At 47.2% G+C, this 20532-nt stretch carries 19 protein-coding genes; 14 read left to right on the forward strand and 5 right to left on the reverse strand.

Annotated features, from left to right (window positions below; genetic code table 11):
• Positions 1–281 precede the first annotated feature (281 nt).
• The 5 genes from DFP98_RS21055 (at position 282) to DFP98_RS21075 (ending at position 3275) form a co-directional block, all read left to right on the forward strand.
• On the forward strand, positions 282–713 hold the full coding sequence (locus DFP98_RS21055; protein ID WP_116062578.1) for a methylated-DNA--[protein]-cysteine S-methyltransferase: 432 nt from the start codon (positions 282–284) through the stop codon (positions 711–713).
• On the forward strand, positions 706–1419 hold the full coding sequence (locus DFP98_RS21060; RefSeq protein WP_116062579.1) for a 2OG-Fe(II) oxygenase: 714 nt from the start codon (positions 706–708) through the stop codon (positions 1417–1419). Before DFP98_RS21055 ends, DFP98_RS21060 begins: the two co-directional genes overlap by 8 nt.
• Positions 1420–1598: 179 nt before the next feature.
• Entirely contained in the window at positions 1599–2282 is a 684-nt protein-coding gene (locus DFP98_RS21065; protein ID WP_116062580.1) for a DNA alkylation repair protein, read from the forward strand.
• 252 nt (positions 2283–2534) lie between these two features.
• A complete protein-coding gene (locus DFP98_RS21070) occupies positions 2535–2870 on the forward strand; it encodes an ArsR/SmtB family transcription factor (RefSeq protein ID WP_116062581.1) in 336 nt (111 codons plus the stop codon).
• 102 nt (positions 2871–2972) lie between these two features.
• Positions 2973–3275, forward strand: a complete 303-nt coding sequence (locus tag DFP98_RS21075) for an SRPBCC domain-containing protein (protein ID WP_181917833.1) — start codon at positions 2973–2975, stop codon at positions 3273–3275.
• Here the strand turns inward: DFP98_RS21075 and DFP98_RS21080 are convergent.
• The 3 genes from DFP98_RS21080 to DFP98_RS21090 are packed head-to-tail and all read right to left on the reverse strand — an operon-like array spanning position 3214 to position 6883.
• Positions 3214–3507: a TetR family transcriptional regulator C-terminal domain-containing protein gene (locus DFP98_RS21080; RefSeq protein ID WP_116062619.1), complete on the reverse strand. Its 294-nt coding sequence runs from the start codon at positions 3505–3507 to the stop codon at positions 3214–3216. The two genes, DFP98_RS21075 and DFP98_RS21080, sit on opposite strands and share 62 nt — an antisense overlap.
• A complete protein-coding gene (locus tag DFP98_RS21085) occupies positions 3498–5285 on the reverse strand; it encodes a sensor histidine kinase (protein ID WP_116062583.1) in 1788 nt (595 codons plus the stop codon). Before DFP98_RS21085 ends, DFP98_RS21080 begins: the two co-directional genes overlap by 10 nt.
• A complete protein-coding gene (locus DFP98_RS21090) occupies positions 5282–6883 on the reverse strand; it encodes a response regulator transcription factor (protein ID WP_116062584.1) in 1602 nt (533 codons plus the stop codon). The genes DFP98_RS21085 and DFP98_RS21090 overlap by 4 nt, the downstream gene beginning before the upstream one ends.
• A gap of 157 nt (positions 6884–7040) precedes the next feature.
• On the opposite strand from DFP98_RS21090, the gene DFP98_RS21095 reads away from it, so the two are divergent.
• The 6 genes from DFP98_RS21095 to DFP98_RS21120 all read left to right on the forward strand — a co-directional run bounded on the left by DFP98_RS21095 (position 7041) and on the right by DFP98_RS21120 (position 16743).
• Positions 7041–8753, forward strand: coding sequence for an extracellular solute-binding protein (locus tag DFP98_RS21095; RefSeq protein WP_116062585.1), 1713 nt, complete (start codon positions 7041–7043; stop codon positions 8751–8753).
• A gap of 102 nt (positions 8754–8855) precedes the next feature.
• Positions 8856–9788, forward strand: coding sequence for an ABC transporter permease (locus tag DFP98_RS21100; RefSeq protein WP_116062586.1), 933 nt, complete (start codon positions 8856–8858; stop codon positions 9786–9788).
• Between the two features lie 2 nt (positions 9789–9790).
• A complete protein-coding gene (locus DFP98_RS21105; RefSeq protein ID WP_116062587.1) occupies positions 9791–10696 on the forward strand; it encodes a carbohydrate ABC transporter permease in 906 nt (301 codons plus the stop codon).
• 70 nt (positions 10697–10766) lie between these two features.
• On the forward strand, positions 10767–13412 hold the full coding sequence (locus DFP98_RS21110) for a glucosidase family protein (protein ID WP_116062588.1): 2646 nt from the start codon (positions 10767–10769) through the stop codon (positions 13410–13412).
• A 32-nt stretch (positions 13413–13444) separates the two neighbouring features.
• Complete coding sequence (locus tag DFP98_RS21115; protein WP_116062589.1) at positions 13445–14611, forward strand: beta-galactosidase; 1167 nt, start codon at positions 13445–13447, stop codon at positions 14609–14611.
• Between the two features lie 23 nt (positions 14612–14634).
• Positions 14635–16743, forward strand: coding sequence for a hypothetical protein (locus tag DFP98_RS21120; RefSeq protein WP_147310252.1), 2109 nt, complete (start codon positions 14635–14637; stop codon positions 16741–16743).
• A gap of 113 nt (positions 16744–16856) precedes the next feature.
• Here the strand turns inward: DFP98_RS21120 and arsC are convergent, their stop codons facing one another.
• Together arsC and DFP98_RS21130 are read right to left on the reverse strand one after the other, a co-directional pair.
• Complete coding sequence (gene arsC / locus DFP98_RS21125; protein WP_116062591.1) at positions 16857–17276, reverse strand: arsenate reductase (thioredoxin); 420 nt, start codon at positions 17274–17276, stop codon at positions 16857–16859.
• A gap of 45 nt (positions 17277–17321) precedes the next feature.
• Positions 17322–18611, reverse strand: coding sequence for an arsenic transporter (locus DFP98_RS21130; RefSeq protein WP_116062592.1), 1290 nt, complete (start codon positions 18609–18611; stop codon positions 17322–17324).
• A 94-nt stretch (positions 18612–18705) separates the two neighbouring features.
• Here DFP98_RS21130 and DFP98_RS21135 point away from each other — a divergent pair, with 94 nt between their 5' ends.
• The 3 genes from DFP98_RS21135 to DFP98_RS21145 all read left to right on the forward strand — a co-directional run bounded on the left by DFP98_RS21135 (position 18706) and on the right by DFP98_RS21145 (position 20436).
• The gene (locus tag DFP98_RS21135; RefSeq protein WP_116062593.1) at positions 18706–19089 is read left to right on the forward strand and encodes a MerR family transcriptional regulator; all 384 of its coding nucleotides are present in this window, start codon (positions 18706–18708) and stop codon (positions 19087–19089) included.
• A 122-nt stretch (positions 19090–19211) separates the two neighbouring features.
• The gene (locus tag DFP98_RS21140; protein WP_116062594.1) at positions 19212–19562 is read left to right on the forward strand and encodes an ArsR/SmtB family transcription factor; all 351 of its coding nucleotides are present in this window, start codon (positions 19212–19214) and stop codon (positions 19560–19562) included.
• A gap of 73 nt (positions 19563–19635) precedes the next feature.
• Positions 19636–20436, forward strand: coding sequence for an arsenite methyltransferase (locus DFP98_RS21145; RefSeq protein ID WP_116062595.1), 801 nt, complete (start codon positions 19636–19638; stop codon positions 20434–20436).
• Positions 20437–20532: the final 96 nt, after the last annotated feature.

Raw genomic sequence — 20532 nt, forward strand, 5'->3', positions numbered from 1 at the left:
GTTTTATATAAGCTCTTGGATCAATTTTTTTTGCATGCTATTCTTTCCCTCAAATTAGTTGTAACACAAAATGGCATTTAACGAATTTCGTTATCATGCTGTTATATTCGAGAATGCGTACAAGAGCTTTTTTTTGGGGTTATACTGTTCGTGGAGGTGAACCGCAATTATCTCTCATGGCAGTCCCGATCTGCAAAGAACATATAAAAAAGTCAAAGATTTGACTCCGGTCGAGTACATTCAACAAGTACGAGTCGATATCAAAATGGAGGTTTTTGATCATGAGAAACAACATTTATTCAACCATATATTGGACACATTTATCACATGAGGATTGGAAAATTATTGTTGCAGCAACGTCTAATGGCCTTTGTTACGTGGGTTCTCAAAATATGCGCAAAAACTTCACAATCCCGTTCGATTTTCACGGAACGACATTTCAACTCGACGTGTGGAAAGCGCTCAGTGAAATCCCTTACGGACAAACGAAGTCATATTCGGAAATTGCCAATCAGATCCAAAAACCGAGAGCTGTTCGTGCTGTGGGCTCTGCTATTGGTGCGAATCCTATATTGATTACAGTTCCATGTCATCGTGTAATCGGTAAAAACGGGGCTTTAACCGGTTATCGTGGAGGCATGGAAATGAAAACGAAACTGTTGAAACTTGAACATAATAATGCCCTTATAAGTGGAGACTTACATTATGCCTGAGAGCCTTTCGTTAAGCGTAGATAAATTGGATTGGAACTTCATCCAGCAAATGCTGGACGAACATGGTTATGCTAAACTCCCTAATCTACTAAACAAAACCGAATGTCAAGAGATCATCAGCACTTATGAGGAAGAAGGTCTCTTTCGAACGACTATCGACATGGCTCGGTATCGCTTTGGAATTGGGGAGTATAAATATTACCATGCTCCCCTTCCATCTTTGTTGCAGCAGTTGCGTGAAGGATTATATCCGGAGCTTGCTAAAACAGCGAATCGCTGGCTGGAACAATTAGGTCACAATGCTTCTTATCCGGCAACACTGGAACAATTCCTCGATCAATGTCATCAAGAGGGACAGAACCGTCCAACCCCTCTGATTCTGAAATATGAAGCAGGGGGGTATAATTGCTTGCATCAGGATTTGTATGGGAAAGTATTCTTCCCCTTTCAGGTCGTATTCGCTCTCAATCAAAGAGAAGAGGATTTCACGGGTGGTGAATTCTTACTGGTAGAGCAGCGACCGCGGGCGCAGAGCCGTGGACATGTCATAACATTGAATCAAGGGGAAGGTCTAATTTTTCCAACAAACCATCGTCCCGTAATAGGAACGCGTGGTTATTATAGAACGACACTTAGACACGGTGTAAGCACTGTAACTACAGGTACAAGGTACAGTTTGGGGATTATTTTTCACGATGCGAAATAGAAACTTATTCCTAGAATTAAGAGGTATGTGGGAAAAAACTGATGAAATAGTTCATTGAACAAGCGACGTTATGGGGGAACTCGAGTTCTCATCTTATTGAAACTATGACAAAAGAGCAATTCGAACTATATCGTCGCAGGTATTCCCCTTTAGGATCAATCGCCACAAGGAGTAGAATGATGGGAAATACAATCAAAGAACAATTACTAGAGCTGGCGGATGAGAAGTATCAAAAGTTTTCTGCAGCTCTAATTCCGAATATTAATAATGTTATGGGCGTTCGGCTACCTGAGCTACGCAAGCTGGCCAAAAAAATTGCCCGCGAAGATTGGCGAGCTTACTTAAAACGAGCTGAGAATGAGTATTTTGAAGAAATCATGCTTCAGGGCATGGTAATTGGTTATGTAAAAACAGATATAGATGAAATTCTGCAATATGTAGCAGAATTTGTACCTAAAATTGATAATTGGTCGGTGTGCGATAGCTTTTGTACAGGACTGAAATTCACAAAAACGAATATGAAAAAAGTATGGGATTTTTTGCAGCCTTATCTAATTTCATCCGAAGAATATGAAATTCGCTTTGGGGTGGTCATGCTTCTCGATTTTTTTATTGAAGAAGGGTACAAAGCTCTTGCTTTGCAACTGTTGGACAATATCAAACATGATGGATATTATGTCAGAATGGCTGTTGCATGGGCAATTTCGATCTATTATGTGAAGTTTCCCGAACACACTTTGGCATATTTAAGAAGCAATTCTCTGTGCGATTTTACATTCAACAAAGCTCTGCAAAAAATAACCGAATCTTATCGTGTGGATCAAGAAACCAAAAAATTGATTCGCAGCATGAAACGAAAATAAATAAACATTAATTCTATCAAACAGTGACAGTTTAGGACTTTATTTTCTCGTCCTTAGCTGTCGCTGTTTCAATTTCTAGGGTCAGTCAAGCTTCCTAGATACGGCATAAAATAATCAGATTGTAGCCAAAAATGGCTTTGCTTACAGCTACCGGCAACTTCAAGACTCAGATTGTATCAATAATATGCAATTCGGCTTGTAATGACTTTATATACATTTACAAATATATATACGATGGTGTATATTTAGATCATGACAACAGCAAACTTGCAGTTAACGTTACTTACTCTTGCCGAACCCAATCGATTTAACATCGTTGAGTTGCTAAGAAATGGACCCAAATCGGTAGGGGAAATTGTCCAAGCGCTAGGCATCAGCCAGCCGCACGTTTCCCGTCATTTGCGCATCTTGAGCGAAGCCGGGATGGTACGCTCGCGCAGCAAAGCACAGCTGCGAATATACAGCCTCGAGGCTGGGCCGTTCCAGGAGCTGGATGAATGGTTTGATTCCTTCAGCATTCTATGGGAAGAGCGTCTCGACAATTTCGAGGAGTATATGCTGGACTACAAGAAGAAGGAGGACTTATGACAGGCATCAACAGTTTTGTCGCAAGTTACATGCTGAATAATTGCGACATCTGGAACAAGAGACCGGATTCGCTTGAACACTACTTAAAAAGGATGAATGCAGATGAAAAGCAAAACAACTATTCGTAAAAATCGCGATCGCAGGGAGCTCATTGTCGAGCGCAACGTTGCGTTGCCTGCCCAAATGGCTTGGGAAGGATGGACCGAGCCAAAACATATTACAAAATGGTGGGGGCCAAAGGGCTGGACGACAACCGTTTACGAGATGGACGTGCGGCCAGGCGGAGTGTGGCGGTATAGCCTTCAAGCAAATGACAATAGCGGCGAGAAGGTCTATTGCAGAGCTACATACGAAGAAGGTATATCTCGGGGCGAAGCAATGCGAGGATCGTCAAGCCTTCGATGACCGCGGCCAGTCTAAGCGTTTCGAGTTCTATGTCTATCGATGGGGGAAGAAGCTCCGCAATAGTTAGAAGATCGAGGACAGTTCTAGTCAGGTGGTGTAGTTCATCTGTGAGCTCGTCTTTTTTAGTCTGTAACGTCGAACTTGTGAGGGGACGGATGGCGAATACCCACCAGACGCCGGTTGACGTTCGTTTTTCTGTAGACGATTGTTGACCGGTAAAGATTAGATCAATAAGGGAATTTTGACCGTAACGACGGTTCCGCTGTCAGGTTTGCTGACAATCGTGACTCCATAGGGAAAACCATAGTAGAGTTGTAGTCTAGAATCTATATTTTTTATGGCATAGCCTTCACTGCGATCGCCGTAGATTTCGGCTATTTTGCCCTGGTCCATCCCTTTGCCGTTATCGGAAATGGAAAATACAATCACGTCGTTTGTTTTCTCCGCCTTCAGTTCGATAACCGGTTCGCGGTCCAGGACGCAGTCGAATCCGTGGAAGATGGCGTTCTCGACGAAGGGCTGAAGAATTAACTTCGGCGTGCGGAAGTCGTAAATTTCCGGATCGATTTGCTGCACGAATTGGTATTTTTCGTTAAACCTAATTTTTATGATTTCGATGTAATTATTCGTATGGCGCAACTCATTCGCGATGGGGATAATATCCATCCCTTTGCTCAGAGTTAGCTTGTAAAAATCCGTCAAATGAAAGATAGCTTTGCTGATCTCATGTGCTTCAATGCCGTGAGCCATAGAATGGACTGCTGAAAGCGTATTATATAACAGGTGAGGTTTAATTTGCTCCTGAAGCGCTTTGAGCTCAAGCAAATACTTCTCTTTTTCCGTTTCATGAACTTGTGCGATCAAATTTTTGGTTCTCATAACCATACGAAGGAACACATGGTTCATTTGACCGATTTCATCCGAGCCGCTGATGCCAGTCGTAATCTCAAAATCCCCTTTGCCGACGCGTACCATGGCAGCGCTGAGAATTTGAATTCTTTTGGTCACGATTCTCACGTACAAAATGGTAATTATTAAGGCCAACACAAGGGACAAGGCAGCGATCAGGGCTGTATAGTTGCGGATATATCCGGTTTTGCTGACAATTTCATCGAAGGAAACGATGTTGATCAGTGTCCAGCCCGTTCCTTCATTCTTGTGATAGAAAACGGTGTTGTTGCTCGCAGGGAGGTCTGTCTGGTAATATCCGTTATTACCGTTTAATGCGGACCGCAAATATTCGAACTCATTGGCGTTTCCGGTCACTAATTCTTGCTCGGAGCTATATAAAATAACCCCTTCCGAATTCGCGAGGATAAACTTGCTTTTCCCCTTGACGGTCATACGCTCCAGAATTTCAAAAAGACTCTCGATTTTGAACTCAAGCCTTACAATCGCCAATATGCTGCCGTCGTTGCTGTCTCGTATCGGCATGTAGGAGGAAATCCAATAACTTTCGACACCCCTAACGTTCTGTTTGTAGGCCTTGCTCCACTTCAGCGAGTTGCGAATCTCAATCGGATATTCCTCGAACCAGTCATTCGACGTGAGCTGCTCTTGACTGAAGAAAATATCCTGATCGGGTTCGAGGGTGCTGTTGATCAAGTAGATCTTGAATTTCGGATTGTAATCGTAAGGAAGCAGCATGGTATAGATATGGTCGTAAATATTCATCTTCGCCTTATAGAAATCAATCGGATTGTCATATGCGTGTTGCCCGTCCGAAAGAAGCTTAATGAATGGGTTGTCGATATATAAGCTGTTCAGGACGCGGTTATAATTTTTGAGCGTGTATTCGATATTTTTGGCGGTGGCGGCCAATTGCAGCAAATTGTTCTCCGATGTCTCCGCTTTGACGAATTCGCTGGATTTCGAATAGGTGAAATAGCTGATCGTGAAAATAAAGAAAAACAATACGCACACGAAAAACATCAAAAGCTTGTATTTTAAAGCGATGTTATTCAGAAAGAACGTCACGACACGGAAGCCTGCAGCGAGTTTTTTCATCATCCTTTTGCCCGAAATTCTTTCGGAGTGATTCCGACATGATTTTTGAATAAAGACGAAAAATATGTGATGTTGGAATAGCCGACCCGTTGGGACACTTCGTAAATCTTGATAGTATCGTCTTGCAGAAGTTCCATCGCTTTTTTGATCCGTATGCCGGTGAGATACTGGATGATGGTTTCGTTAGTTTCGTTTTTGAATAAAGTCGTCGCATAGCTGGGCGACAGATACACTTCGGCCGCGATCTCCTCCACGGATATTTCTTCGGAATAACGGTTCTCGACCGTTTTTTTGATCGTTTCGATGATCCGGGCGTGTTTGGTTCGGAACGTATCGGAGATGACGCTGAAGATGTTATCGAACGCTTGTTTGATGTAGTCCGACAGAACGGACAGATGGTCGCAGGTCAGAATTCGTTCATAGACGGAAATATCATTGAAATGTTCGGTTATGTTTTTATTGAAATCGTTCAATGAGATCAGCGCTTTGCTTAACAGCTCGATGCACACGTTTCTTACGTATACGACGGAAAATCTTCTGTTCTCTCTTAATCTATGAAACAATTCATCGATAAGCTGCAAGACTTTGTCTTTATCGACCGCCTTCACCGCGCTCAAGATTTTTGAAAAATATAAGTCTTTGTCCGGCAAAGTTCCCAAGTCCGGCTCGGCGATGGCGTCGTAATAAATCACATGGTTCTGGCCGTAGAAAAACTTATAGTTCAAAGCCTCGAGCGCCTTCTTGTAATGATCGGGAATCAGACCGGCGTTGTTCGCCAGTCCGCCCATGCTCAAGGTAACGTTCATTTTGGCATTCATATTGATGTTAATTTTTATTTTTTCGGATAGCGCTGTAAAAAATGTGGAGCTTTGCTCCTCGTCGTCGTGAAGGAGGATGACATATTGGCCTTCTTTGTTGCGGAAGATGAAGGCGCGGTCAGGGTCGGGCACAATTTCGGAGATGCAATTCAGTATGCTGGAATCGAGCAATTGCTTGCTGTATTCATTAAAGGAGCTTGTCCCGTCCGCATAGTTATCCATGTCAGCAACGATGATATACGTATAGAGGTATAACTGTATCCCCAGGAAAAGCGCCTTTTCTCGTATGATTTCTTCATCCGGATAAACGCCATGAACCCAGTCCTTGTAAAACCTTTCCTTCAGTAAAGGCAGACTTTCCGCCAATTGATGCCGAAATCTTTCCTTCTCATACTTTTGCGATTTCTCCGCCACGCAACCCTCTACGGTTCTCGCAAGCAAGTGCGACAGCTCCTCCAGGTTGATCGGCTTTGTGAGATATTCCACGATTCGGAAATCGATGCCGGCCTTGGCATATTCAAAGTCTTGATAGCCCGACATAAAGATCAATTTGGTTTCCGGATACGTTTTCTTAATTTCATTGGAAAGTGCGATTCCGTCCATAATGGGCATTTTGATATCCGTCAGAACAATGTCGGGTTGTTGGTCGCGGAAAATTTCCCATGCAGTGTTGCCGTTATCCGCCACGCCGACGAGTTCAATGCCGAGCTGGTTCCAATGGATGCCTGATCTAAGCATTTCCCGGTCCAGCTTTTCGTCTTCCGCCATTAGTAGTTTGATCATTGTATCACCCTGGTTTGATTATATAAGAGCGTATACGGACCGGACAATCGGATTTCGAAACCTTTAAGAAATGTGAAACAATTCGGGGAAAAGTTAAATTGAAGAGCAGAAGCCGGTCATTTATAGTCAAGCTATTACGATAACAGGAGGTACTTTCATGAAGCTAAGGCCTACATCCAAATCCTGCTTGATCCTGAGTGCTGCCGTTTTACTGCTGCTCGCGACCGGCTGTCAGACGGGCGGCAGCCGGCAAAGCGGCGAATCCCCAAGCGAGGCGAGCACCGATCCCGCCGCAACCCAAACGCAGCAAGAAGGTTCCGCCAAATCGCCGGTCACCTTGACCACGTTTTTTAATGTCGCGGAAAATAGTTCGATCCCTTGGAATTGGGGGAAGGACCCCGTGTCACAGGAGATTACCAAAAGAACCGGCGTGACGATCGAGCCGGTATTCGGAGACAACGACAGCCAGAAGCTGAAGCTTATGCTGGCCTCTGGCGAGAAGCTGCCGGATATTCTGGTGTACGTGAATCCGACGACTCAACTGTATAAAGACCTGGTCGATGGCGATTATGTGTATGCCCTCAGCGACTTGATCGAAAAATACGACCCGGGGATGAAAGACATGCTGATGAAAGGCGAACTGGAATTTAATCAGGAGGACGACGGCAAGTTATATTACCTGGTATCCAATATTTTTGGCTACGACGAGCTTAAAGACCCAAGATTGTCGGCCACGGGGCAGTGGGCCATCCGGGAAGATTTGCACAAAAGTCTTGGAAGCCCTTCCATGAAAACCCCGGAGGAATTGATGCAGGTGCTCGAACAGGCAAAAGCCAAGTTTCCGAACATGAAGTACCCGCTCTTCCTGCCCGAGCTTTTCCTATACAGCAATCCTTGGCCGATCTATCAAAGCTTTGGCGGACACAGTACCATCGATGGCAAATATTACGACGAGAAAAACAAAACGGTAGGCTACTGGTATGAGGATGAAATCGGCAAGAAGTCGCTCAAATATTTGAATCAGTTGTATGCCAAAGGCTTGATCAACCCTGAGGCCTTCACGCTTAAGGATTGGTCGCTTCCGCTTAATACAGGAGACGTATTCCTTCTGGGAATCTGGAATTACTTCGCCATCTCGGGGGCGAACGGCAGCCTGCAGAAGATCGACCCGGAGATGTCTTATACGCCAGTCGAACCTGTCATCGCGAATGGCGTCGACAATTATGAAGTGCCGATCTGGTACTCCACCAAGAGCGGAAGAACCGCGATGATCACCAAAGACGCCAAAGATCCGGCCAAAGCTCTGGAATACCTTAAATTCATGATCAGCGATGAAGGCCAGAAGCTGGCTCTCTATGGCTTGGAAGGCGTCACCTACAACATGGAAAAGGACGAAAGCGGCGAGTATCCGGTATTTGCAGACGAGGTTGGAAAATTGTTCAGCACGGATTTCACCAAGATGGTGAATACGTATGGCGTGTACAACTACTACAATTACGCATGGATCATTAAAAACAAGTATGACAATGCGGTCGTGTATGCCAATACCAAGAAAGATCCGCTTGCCCAAAAAACCAGGAACTTCTACCAAAAGTACAAAGTCGGCTTAAAATCCGAATACCTAACGAATGCCATCTTTATCAAGCCCGGTTCGGACGAAGCTAATATCGAAATCAAGCTGAGCGATGTCGTCAAGAAGTACATTTTCCAGACGATAACGGCCAAATCGGATGAACAATTCGAGAGTCTGTACGCCGAGTTCATGGGCAAAACGCAGGAAGTCGGCATCGACAAATTAAAAGCCTATTATGCGACAGAGGCCGGCAAGTATGCGGAGAGGCTGGCGGCAAACGGCGTAGTCCTGGAATAACTTCAACTCGTTCAACCCGTTTAGATTAAGAGGTCATAGAGGCTTTCCGTCCGGATCACCCATGCGGAAAGCCTTTATTTCCTCAAGATTTGGAGCTAATTGATGATGAATGCAAAAAATAAGACTCAGAGTGCGTTCGTGCGATTGAAGAAGCAGATGACGTATCAAAGCATGGTGTGGATCGGTCTAGGATTCACGTTGGTTTTTGCGTACCTCCCCATGTTTGGGATCGTTGCCGCTTTTGAGAAATACACGTTTCGCAAAGGTTTTTTCGGAAGCGAATGGGTAGGATTAGATAATTTTGCACGTTTTTTTCATGATCCGGATCTTGCAAGAATTATCGGAAACACGATAAGCATGGGCCTGTTGAATCTTCTGATTTGTTTTCCGCTGCCGATCCTGTTCGCCATTCTGTTGAACGAAATCAGAAATGGCCCTTTCAAGAGAATCGTCCAAACCGCCAGCTCATTTCCCAATTTTATATCATGGGTCATCGTATCCGTACTGCTCATCACTTTGCTTTCACCGGACAGCGGCATCGTGAATCGACTTTTGGTCAATTTCGGTTTGGTCGATAAACCGATCCTGTTTTTGGGATGGCCGGAGTATTACTGGTGGATCGCCATTCTTTCCAACGCGTGGAAGGGGACCGGCTGGACGGCGATTATTTATTTGGCAGCCATAACTGGCATCGATAGAAGCATCTATGAAGCGTCCGAGCTTGACGGCGCCAATCGATTCCAGAAAGCATGGTACATTACGGTACCGTCCATCATGCCGACCATAGGGATTATGCTTGTTTTGACTATCGGCGGCCTACTGGGCGTAGGCTTCGATCAGGCTCTTCTGCTGGGGAACACGATTAACGAACCCAAGTCCAACGTTCTTCAATATTACATTTACCAGAAAGGTCTCATTACGGGTGATTTTTCTTATGCCACTGCGATGGGACTTGTGGTATCGGTAATTTCCTTGGGGCTAATGCTCTTCGCCAATTTCGTCAGCAAAAAAACGAAAGATGTAGGAGTGATGTAGGCTTGGCGGCAAATAACAGGAGAGAGAATAAAAAAAGCGTTTTCGATCTCCTTAACTATTTTTACATGCTTATTATCTTGCTTTTAACCGTGTACCCGTTCTACTACTGCCTCGTTTTGGCGTTCAATGAAGGGACGGACGCCTTAAGAGGCGGAATCTACTTATGGCCAAGGAAATTCGTGCTGGACAATTTCAGCTTTATTTTGGGGAACGATCTGCTGCTGACAGCTGCCAAGAATTCGCTGCTTAGGACATTGTTTGGCACTACGCTGAGCGTCGCTTTAAATGCCCTCGTCGCCTATGGGCTTAGTAAGCAATTCCTGGCGGGGAGAAAGTTTTACCTCTTATTGTTCGCCGTCACGATGTATATTAGCGGCGGATTAATCCCCTCCTATATCATCATGGGCAAGTTGGGGCTTATCGACAGTTTTCTGATCTATATTTTGCCTGGAGCCTTCAACTTCTTCTATACCCTGCTTCTGATGGCTTACTATCAGGCGATTCCGGATTCGCTTGTCGAATCGGCGGAGATGGACGGGGCGGGCAACTACTATATCTTCTATAAAATCATATTGCCGCTTTCGCTTCCGGTTATTGCGACAGTCGCCCTCTTCGCGGGGGTGGAACAATGGAACAATTATCTGGACACGATGATCTATACCAAGTCGTCCAGCCTGGAAACGCTGCAGAGCATCATGAGAAAGCTGATTAACGAGGCGGACATTTACAATAAAATGCAGGAGGAGATGTCCAAACACGGAGTGACCTCCAGTTTTCAAGCCGCCGTCTCTCCGTTCACCATACGAGTAGCGACCATGATCGTGACTACATTGCCCATTATGTTTCTGTATCCGTTTCTGCAAAGATATTTCGTAAAAGGAATCATGATTGGCGCCATTAAAGGGTGATGCAATCGAATCAAACGATGTTGGCCGAGCACCGCAGTCAGGTCGGCGAAAAAAATAGGAGGGAATGCAAGTGGTAAGAAATCGAATGGCAGTGGAATGGAGCAAGGGGCCGGTGAAAGGCGGCATATCCGTGACCGGAGGAACGATCGTCGAAGAGAAGATCGTCAAGGGGAGCGGCGGCGTGTCGCAAGGCAGCTTCTCGACGGACGGCGAGGCGATCCGGCTCGAATTTGTTGTCGAGACAACATCCGGAGAGGAGAGTACGAATTCGGCTATCGTTACGATCGATACGGAGGAGAATCCGTTCAGCTTCTTCTTGCGCGATGTTCACAAGCAATATCCGATCTATATTCCGGCATATGGGGTTGCCGTTACCGAAGCGGAGGACGGACGCACCTACGGGCAGATCGAAGAGGACATTCGGTCGAAAGGGCAGCTCAGCAACCTGCAGCAAATCGACGCCGAGCCGGAGGAGAGCTACGAGCAGGCTGCCGTCCATACGCGCGAGCTGCCGTGTGAGACGTGGCTCGGCTTATCGCGGGACATGCGGATTTTCGGAATTGGCTTCCGCGGCGTCGGCGGAGAGGAACCGGAACGGTTGTGGGACTGGGTCCAGCCGCGGTTTCATGGCTTCGAGACGACGCTGCCGGAGACTGAGGATAAGCCGGTCCGCTATCGGTATTTGCTGGGGCGCGGCATCGGCTGTGTGGCGAGCGTATCGCGACGGCTGGAGAACGGTGTGCTGCCGATTCTGCACGCGTCGATTGTCGACGATGACATTACGTACAGCACCGTATCGTTCGCTTCTTACGAATCGAGTCCCTTGAATGAGCAAGCGCTTTCAGGAACGGATTACCTGGTGGCGGACGGCTTTGGCCACGGCCATATGCTGACAGAGGCGCAGACGGAACGCCGAAACGAACGGCTCGAGCGGGAGATGAACCGGGAAGAGGAGACAGTGCTGTATTTCCGCGCGGTGGCGACGAATACGGCCAAGGTTCCGCGATACGCCTGGTTCAAAAATCCGATCCCAAACGCTTTCGTGTTAAATAACGACAAACATTACATGTTCGACGGCCGTAACGGGTTCGTAAAGTTTTCGGACGACCGTATCTGCTGCGTATCCAAGCTGAACGGTCAGCCGCTGACGCAAGAGGAGACGGCGATATTGATCCTTCCGGGGGAGACCGCCGTTTATGAATTTTATTTGCCGCATCGACCGATTACGCAAGCTCGCGCCGGGCAGCTGATCAGACAAAGCTTCGATTCGCGGCTCGAGGAATGCCGCGCTTTCTGGAACGGCAAGCTCGCCCGCGCCGCCCGCATTAAGGTGCCGGAACAGCGGCTGGATGAGATGATCCGCGCTGGCTTGCTGCATCTCGATCTTATCTCCTACGGCTCGGAACCGAACGGAACGATCGCTCCGATGATCGGTGTCTATACGGCAATCGGCTCGGAGAGCTCGCCGATCGTGCAGTTTTTCGAGTCTATGGGATGGAGCGAAGTGGCGGCGCGGTCGCTGCAATTTTTCCTCGACAAGCAGCATGACGACGGGTTCATTCAAAATTTCGGCGGATACATGCTGGAAACGGGAGCCGCGCTTTGGAGCTTCGGGGAGCATTACCGCTATACACGGGACGAAGCCTGGCTGGCCTCGATTAAGGAGAAGCTGCTGAAGGCGTTTGATTATCTGGTCGCCTGGCGTAATCGCAACAAGACCGAGGAGCTCCGCGGCCGGGGATACGGCATGCTGGAAGGGAAAACGGCCGATCCCGAAGACCCGTTTCACTCTTTCATGCTGAATGGATACGCATATCTTGGGATGAGTCGACTGGCTGAGATGCTAGAGGCTACCGATCCGGCCACAGCCGAACGCATTGCCGCAGAGGCGGCGGAGCTTAAAGCGGATATTCGCATCGCCTTCTTCCGGGCGATGGCATTGTCGCCGGTCGTTCCGCTGGCCGACGGCAGCTGGGTGCCTACCGCGCCGCCTTGGGTCGAACATCGAGGGCCGCTGTCTCTGTACGCCGAAAGTGCCAAGTGGCTGACGCACGGCTCGATCGTCGCCCGCGATTCGCTGCTCGGCCCGCTATATCTCGTGTTCCAGGAAGTACTCGGAGCCGACGAGCCGGCCGCTGAGTTCCTGCTCCAGTTCCATAACGAGCTGATGTGCATCCGAAATGTAGCGCTCAGCCAGCCCTATTACAGCATTCATCCGTTTGTGCATCTTCTGCGCGGCGAAGTGAAGCCGTTCCTGAAGGCGTATTACAACGGCTTCGCCGGATTGGCCGACAGGGAAACGTACACGTTCTGGGAGCATTATTTTCACGCGAGCCCGCATAAGACGCACGAAGAAGCTTGGTTCCTGATGCAAACCCGCTGGATGCTCTATAAAGAAGATGGGCAGACACTGAACCTGTTGCCCGGCGTTCCGAGAAAATGGCTTGAGCACGGCAAGGAAATCGAGCTGAACGGGGTCGCCACTTACTTCGGACCTGTCAACCTGCATGTGGAATCGCAGCTCGAGAAAGGGGTGATATTCGCCACGATCGAATGTGCGACGAATCGCAAACCGCAGACAGTGCGCCTGAGCCTTCCCCATCCGGAAGGGAGAAGACCGCGAAGCGTAACCGGTACGGGAGTCCGTATATCCGAACAGGAAACGGTAACAGTAGATTCGTTTGACGGCAGTGTCAAGCTCGAATTGCATTTCTGATTCTTTACACGAATAAGGAGAGGAAGCGTCAAATGACACTGCCGATTGGCTTTTGGGTTTCGCCGCCGAAACACGAATTATCGCTAGCTAGATTCCAGGAAATCCGCGATGCCGGTTTTACGCATATTAACGATTTTAATAACTGGGAAGGAGAAACGGATGGCATTCGAGTATCTATGGACTATGCCTGGCAGTGCGGCTTGAAATACATCGTAAACGATGCTCGCGTGACGAAGCTCGAAGACGAGGAGCAACTTGCCCAGTTTGTTCAGGAGTTTAGCGATCATCCGGCTTATCTGGGCCACTACTTGTACGATGAACCGGGAGTGGCCATGTTCGATCGTCTCGGCAGCATTGCCGAGAGGTATTACAAAATTGTCCCTTCAGGCATGGCCTATATCAACCTGTATCCGACGTATGCTTCACCTTCGACGCAGTTGGGCGACACCTATCCGAATTACCTGGACAAGTACTGCCGCAAAGTAAAGCTGACGGTATTGTCTTATGACCATTACCCGTTATGGGTTGCGCAACCGGAACAGGCAACTGGCATTAGCGCCGATTATTTCGACAATTTGCAGCAAATCAGGAATAAATCGTTGGAAATCGGAATTCCATTTTGGGTGTTCATTCAAACGGTAGCGATTGATAATTTTTTACGGGCCCCCACCGCTGAGGAACTGCTGTGGCAGGTGAATATGAGCTTGGCCTACGGAGCGAAAGGCATACAGTACTTTACCTATTGGACGCCAAGCGATGCAAATGGAGAAGTTTTCGGAGAAGCCATGATCGATCGGCAGGGAAACCGGACAGAACGCTACGAGGAAGTTCGCCGGATCAATCAGCAATTAAAGGATATGGGAGCCGTTCTGATTAATTGCAAGTCAGTGGACGTTATTCACAAAGACGGGCATCTGTCCAAGGATAGTCGCATCGCTCTAAACCCGTTCTTGGAAATTGAAGGCGATCCCATAGTTATCGGATGCTTGGAAGATAATTTGGGGTTCCGGAAGTGGATGATTGTGAACAAAAGCTTTCAACAATCCGCGACCATTCGGTTAAACGTAGAAGCGAACTGTTTGCAAAGTTTGTCGGTGTGGCGCAACGGCGTCCGGCATCGGCTCCATCATGCGGACGGGGAACAGTGGATTCGCCTCGATCTAATGCCGGGAGAAGGACAATTGTTGGAATCGCTATGATGGATAATAAAGGAGACGATACGATGAGAAAAAGTGTCATGGCTGTTGTTGTCGCAGTGCTATGTCTCGTTACTTTTTCTTCGCAGGCGCGTGCATATGTACCGGAGATTACGCCGTTTCCAATCGGCGTCTATTGGTCGCCGGATTCCGAACATACGACAGATGCGCGGTATCAGGAAATCAAGGATATGAACGCCAACGTCGTGTTTGCTTCGAATGGCGTGGATACGCTCGATGAGGTGGACACGGCGCTTACCCATGCTGCCAACAATGGTTTGGTCGTGATAGCCTCAGATCTGAGATTGGCTTGGAGAACGAACGTACTGTCCCAAACCATCCAAGGGTCTACGGTATTTGTTCGGAACAACAATCCGATCGGGCAAACGTTCAAAACGCCAAGCGGCACGGGCTGGGGGCTTAACACTGTCGAGCTCGGCATCGACAAAACATTTTGGCCGTCCGATACAACGTTAACGCTCTCGATCTACGACAGTCCGAGCAAAACAACTTTGATTGGAAGCGATTCGATTACGGGAAGCGGAAGCACCGATTTCCCGGTGTTCGGCATTTATAAAACCATCAACTCCAATTCCACCTATTATATGGAGTTGACCAGCAACAGTCCGAATAATGTAGCGATAAGACTCGGCAACGCTTATGCCGACGGCCAATTGTACGAGAACGGAGTCGCGACCGCCCAAGACCTATATTTCAAAGTTTCATTTTCCCAATTGGTTTACAATGACGGCGGGAAGCCTTCCAACACGGAAATCGACGATGTTGCCAACCACTTTACAACTAATGCCGCTTTCCAGGGCTACAATATTTACGATGAACCGTCCGCCGCGATTATGACGCGCATTCAAGACACTATGATGAGATTGAGGCAAACCGATCCGAATCATATGACCTTCGTGAATCTGTTTCCGACTTACGCCACGCCGGAGCAGCTAGGATTAACGGAGCAAACAGGCGCTTATGTCACTTCCGCCCAGCCATTGGGACAAACCTTCAAGACCAAGCCTAATCAAACGACGATATCCACGATCCAGATGTGGATAGACGACACCCAGTGGTCCGCGAATGAAGAATTAACTTTGTCGCTTTGGAATTCTCCTTCCAAAACAAGCTTGATCGCCCAGAAAACGCTGAATGGCGCATCCAACAACTGGGTTACGTTCACCTTAAACGCCAGCGTAAGTCCGGACACCTCTTACTATTTCGAGCTTACCCATAATGGCGGAGGAAACAATTCGGTCGGATGGGTGATTCATTCCTTGATCGGCGACAATTGGACCAACGACGGTACAGCGTATGTCGCAGGTACGCCCATGAATACTGATTTTTGGTTTACCATCAACCAGAATATACAGGGCGGCACGTATGAAGACTATGTCTACCGCTGGGTCAGAAAGCTGCCGGATGTACTCGTGTTCGATCATTATCCGTTCCGTATCGGCGGGGGGATAACTAGCGATTATTATAGCAATCTGGAGATCATTAGACGCCAGGCTTTGGCCGGCGGGGTCGATTTCTGGTCCTTTATTCAGTCCATCGGGATTAATGGTTATTTAAGGGTTCCGAATGAGGCGGAAATGAGGTGCCAAATCTACACTAACCTCGCTTACGGAGCAAAGGGATATATATACTTTACGTATTGGACGCCGTGGTCGGGGGGAACGGAGGCTTTCCGTGACGGGCTCATTTTACCGGATGGCACGAAAAATACTTCCTATACGTGGGCGCAAACGCTGAACGCTGAAGTCTTGCAACTCGGTCCCAAGCTCATGTCGTTGACTTCACAGGCGGTCTATCACACAGGAACGCTGCCGAACAGCACAACTGCGCTCCCCGCAAGCTTTTTCATGCAGCCTACCGGCACAGCGGAACCGCTCGTGTTCGGATACTTTACAGATGACAGCGGGCGCAAGTATGTGATGGTTACGAACCGGGATATCACCAATTCAAGAACAGTTTCGTTTTCGTTTTCTCCGCTTCCGAGCACAGTGAAAGAAATATCGAAGGTGAACGGGAACGAAGTCGCTACCGATTACAATAATACGACGGGACAAATGTCCGCAACCTTGGCGCCTGGTGAAGGGAAGCTATTCGTTCTCCCTAACGGTTATTGAATCGCAAAGGCTGTCTTTCATGTTTAACGATAAATTTGAAATGATACTCAACAAGTAACGGATAGAGATTCAGATGTTTTCTGAACCTCTATCCGTTACTTGTTGCCGTCCTTTTAACCTTCACGAACGAATTGCTCAACGCGCGACTTGATGGCATCGCGTACTGAACGGAACTGATCCATTATTTCTTCTTCCGTCCCAGTCGCTTTAGCGGGATCGTCGAAGCCCCAGTGCCATTTGAAGACGTTCGGGTTGGAGATGACAGGGCAATGCTCATCGGCATGTCCGCACAGTGTGATGACATAGGTTGCTCGATTTAAAGTCTCCGGATCGATGACGTTGGAGGTATTCGTAGAGATGTCGACGCCGGATTCTGCCATGACTTCAACTGCGCGTGGGTTCAGTCCATGTGCTTCAAGTCCCGCGCTTTTCACTTCATAGAGATGGAAGCCTATAAAATTCAAAAATCCGTCCGCCATTTGGCTTCGGCAAGAGTTGCCCGTACAAAGAAAATATACAAGTGGTTTTTCCATTGTGTCATTCTCCTTTAGGTTTAAGGTGTATTGTATTTAATGATATTAATTAATAATCTTGATCCAGAGATAAAGGCTCGTCAGCGTGATAAAGAGGACGGGGACGGTCAGAATGATGCCGATCTTGAAGTAATAGCCCCAACCGATTTTAACTCCCTTAGAATTAAGCACGTGCAGCCACAACAAGGTAGCCAGGGAACCGATCGGCGTTATTTTGGGCCCTAGATCAGATCCGATGACATTTGCGTAAATGAAGGCTTCACGAACAATGCCGGCTGCATCGGTGCCTTGAATAGCAAGCGCGTCAATCATAACAGTCGGCATGTTATTCATGATTGAGGAGAGGAGGGCCGCGATAAATCCGGATCCCACCGTGGCCGCGAATAATCCCTGATCTCCGACCCAAACGAAAAGCTTTCCTAGCTCGTCGGTAAGACCGACATTGCGCAATCCGTACACCACGACATACATCCCGATCGAGAAGACAACAACCGCCCATGGAGCACCTTTAACGAGATTCCAGGTTTGAATCTCCTTACTTTGCCTAGCTAATAGGAGGAAGATGATGGCGGCAACGCCAGCGACAATGGAGACGGGGACGTTCATCAATTCACTTGTCAGATAGGCAACGAACAAAACGGCCAAAATTATCCACGAAATCCGGAATAACCTCATATCCTTAATGGCTTCCTTTGGCTGCTTTAACTGAGTAAGATCATATTGCTTTGGGATGCTCTTCCTAAACATCAGGTACAGAACCAGCAAGCTTGCCGCAATCGAGAAGATCGTCGGAACGATCATACGACCTGCATACTCGGCGAATCCAATACCGAAAAAGTCCGAAGACACGATATTGACTAGGTTGCTGACGACGAGTGGAAGGGAGGCTGTATCCGAGATAAACCCGCTTGCCATAATAAAAGGGATAATCATTCGTTCATCGAACTTCAAAGCCCGAACCATGGCCAACACGATCGGCGTAAGGATCAACGCTGCTCCATCATTGGCGAAAAATGCGGCTACGGCAGCGCCTAGCAAAATGACGTAAATGAACATCAGGTTGCCGTCGCCTTTAGCAAACCGGGCCATATGCAGAGCAGCCCATTCGAAGAAGCCGATTTCATCCAAGATTAACGAAATCAGAATCACTGCTACGAAAGCAAGCGTAGCATTCCATACGATTTGCGTCACATCCCAGACATCGCTCATATTCACAACCCCAAAGATTAATGCCAGGATAGCGCCGGCGCATGCAGACCATCCAATATTAAGTCCGCGAGGCTGCCAAATTACAAAAACCAAAGTAACAATGAAAATTCCTATTGCAATGATCATGAATCCTCCCCTAAGTTGTCCCAAACCGATGGATATTGTATGCTGAGGAAAAGCATATCACTTCAAGTTAACTTGAAGTCAAGGGGGGAGTTTCATGCTTTCCATAGGAGAAGTTGCTGAAAAGTGCGGCACTACGACATCAGCTTTGCGATATTATGAACAAATCGGATTGCTACAGCCACCGCATCGTAAAAACGGTAAGAGGGTGTATGACGTTGAGGTATTGGGGCGGATCGAAACGATTAAGCTTGCACAGAGCGCCGGGTTTCAAATCCAAGAAATCAAACAACTGCTGGATGGTTTTGACTCGCAAGTCGCACCTTCCGAGAGGTGGAGGCTCATGGCCTTGAGGAAACAGAATGAACTCGAAGCCAAAATCCAGCAAATGACCCGCATGAAGACCATTTTGGCGAACAGTGTGAATTGTGATTGCCTCTCTTGGGAAGAATGTTTTCAAGATAATATCAAGAAAAATTGATTTAATGATTGAAATGCGATTTTTTCCATGTTACCATTCATTTATCAAATGTTTTTGATTAATGGTCAATGATTCGTAAACGAATTACTTCGCAATTGAATTGCTTATGGAGGGCAGTGAAAATGATTAAAGAGCTTCCCCTTGCTACGGTAACTAATGAAAACGTTGATTTCGTCAAATATGAAGCAAAATTCAAAGCGTTGGCCGATCAGAAACGGTTGCAAATTATGTACGAACTGACCCAGAAGGGAAGCGTCTGCGTTTGCGATCTCGTGAACATCGTGGATATGCCGCAATCCAAGCTGTCCTATCACCTTAAAATCCTACTTGATGCTGGATTGGTCTCGCGTGACACTAGAGGAACGTGGAGTTACTATGAATTGAATCATGCAGAGGTCAATCGGTTGCTTTCTCCTGAACTGTGCTGCATTTTTCGTAAGAGGGACGATCATTCAAGCGGTTGCTGTTCTTGAAATTAGAGACAGTCTTCTTTTTGCAATATTAATCAAAAAATCTTGATTTATTTTCAATTAGGGGATGATTTCCATGAATCAAGTTCAAAACGATGAAGTTCGACAGCATGTGCGCAACCGTTACAAGCAGATCGCCATTCAAGACGTTTCGAATGCGAGCTGTTGCTCGCCAAGCACTTCGTCTTCAAGTTGTTGCGATGGAGTAAATGAGATCTCCTCCAAGCTAGGGTACTCTGATGAAGAACTCTCAATCGTTCCGGAAGGATCTAACCTCGGGCTTGGTTGCGGAAATCCTCAAGCCATTGCGTCGATTAAGGACGGGGAAACTATTCTTGATTTGGGGAGCGGTGCTGGTTTCGATTGTTTTCTCGCCGCCAAACAAGTAGGGGATACGGGAAAAGTTATTGGTGTCGATATGACCCCGGAAATGGTTAGCCGAGCCCGCAATAATGCTACTAAAAATGGATATAAGAATGTTGATTTTCGGTTGGGAGAAATAGAATACTTGCCAATTCAGTCTGAAACGGTCAATGCAATCATTTCGAATTGTGTGATTAATTTATCGCCGGATAAGCAGCAAGTCTTCCATGAAGCTTTCCGGGTATTAAAATCGGGCGGTCGATTAGCTATTTCCGATATTGTAACAACAGCAGAGTTGCCAGCAGAAATAAAAAGTGATCTAGATTCATTAGCGAGTTGCATTTCGGGGGCATCAACCGCCAAAGAACTCAAAGAAATGCTTCGTCAAAGCGGATTCGTTGAAGTCATTGTTGAACCGAAAGATGAATCACGCGAATTCATTAAGGACTGGGTTCCTGGAGCAAATATTAATGACTATATACAAGCCTCTATCATTAAAGCAATTAAGCCATAAAGATGTCTAAAGACCGAATGTAAGAACGTGCCGGTAACTGAGATTAAACATAAAGCCGTCGCAAATCAAGCGGAGAAGCAACTTTCGGGATACTGC

The organism is Cohnella phaseoli, assembly GCF_003386235.1.
Lineage (GTDB): Bacteria > Bacillota > Bacilli > Paenibacillales > Paenibacillaceae > Cohnella > Cohnella phaseoli.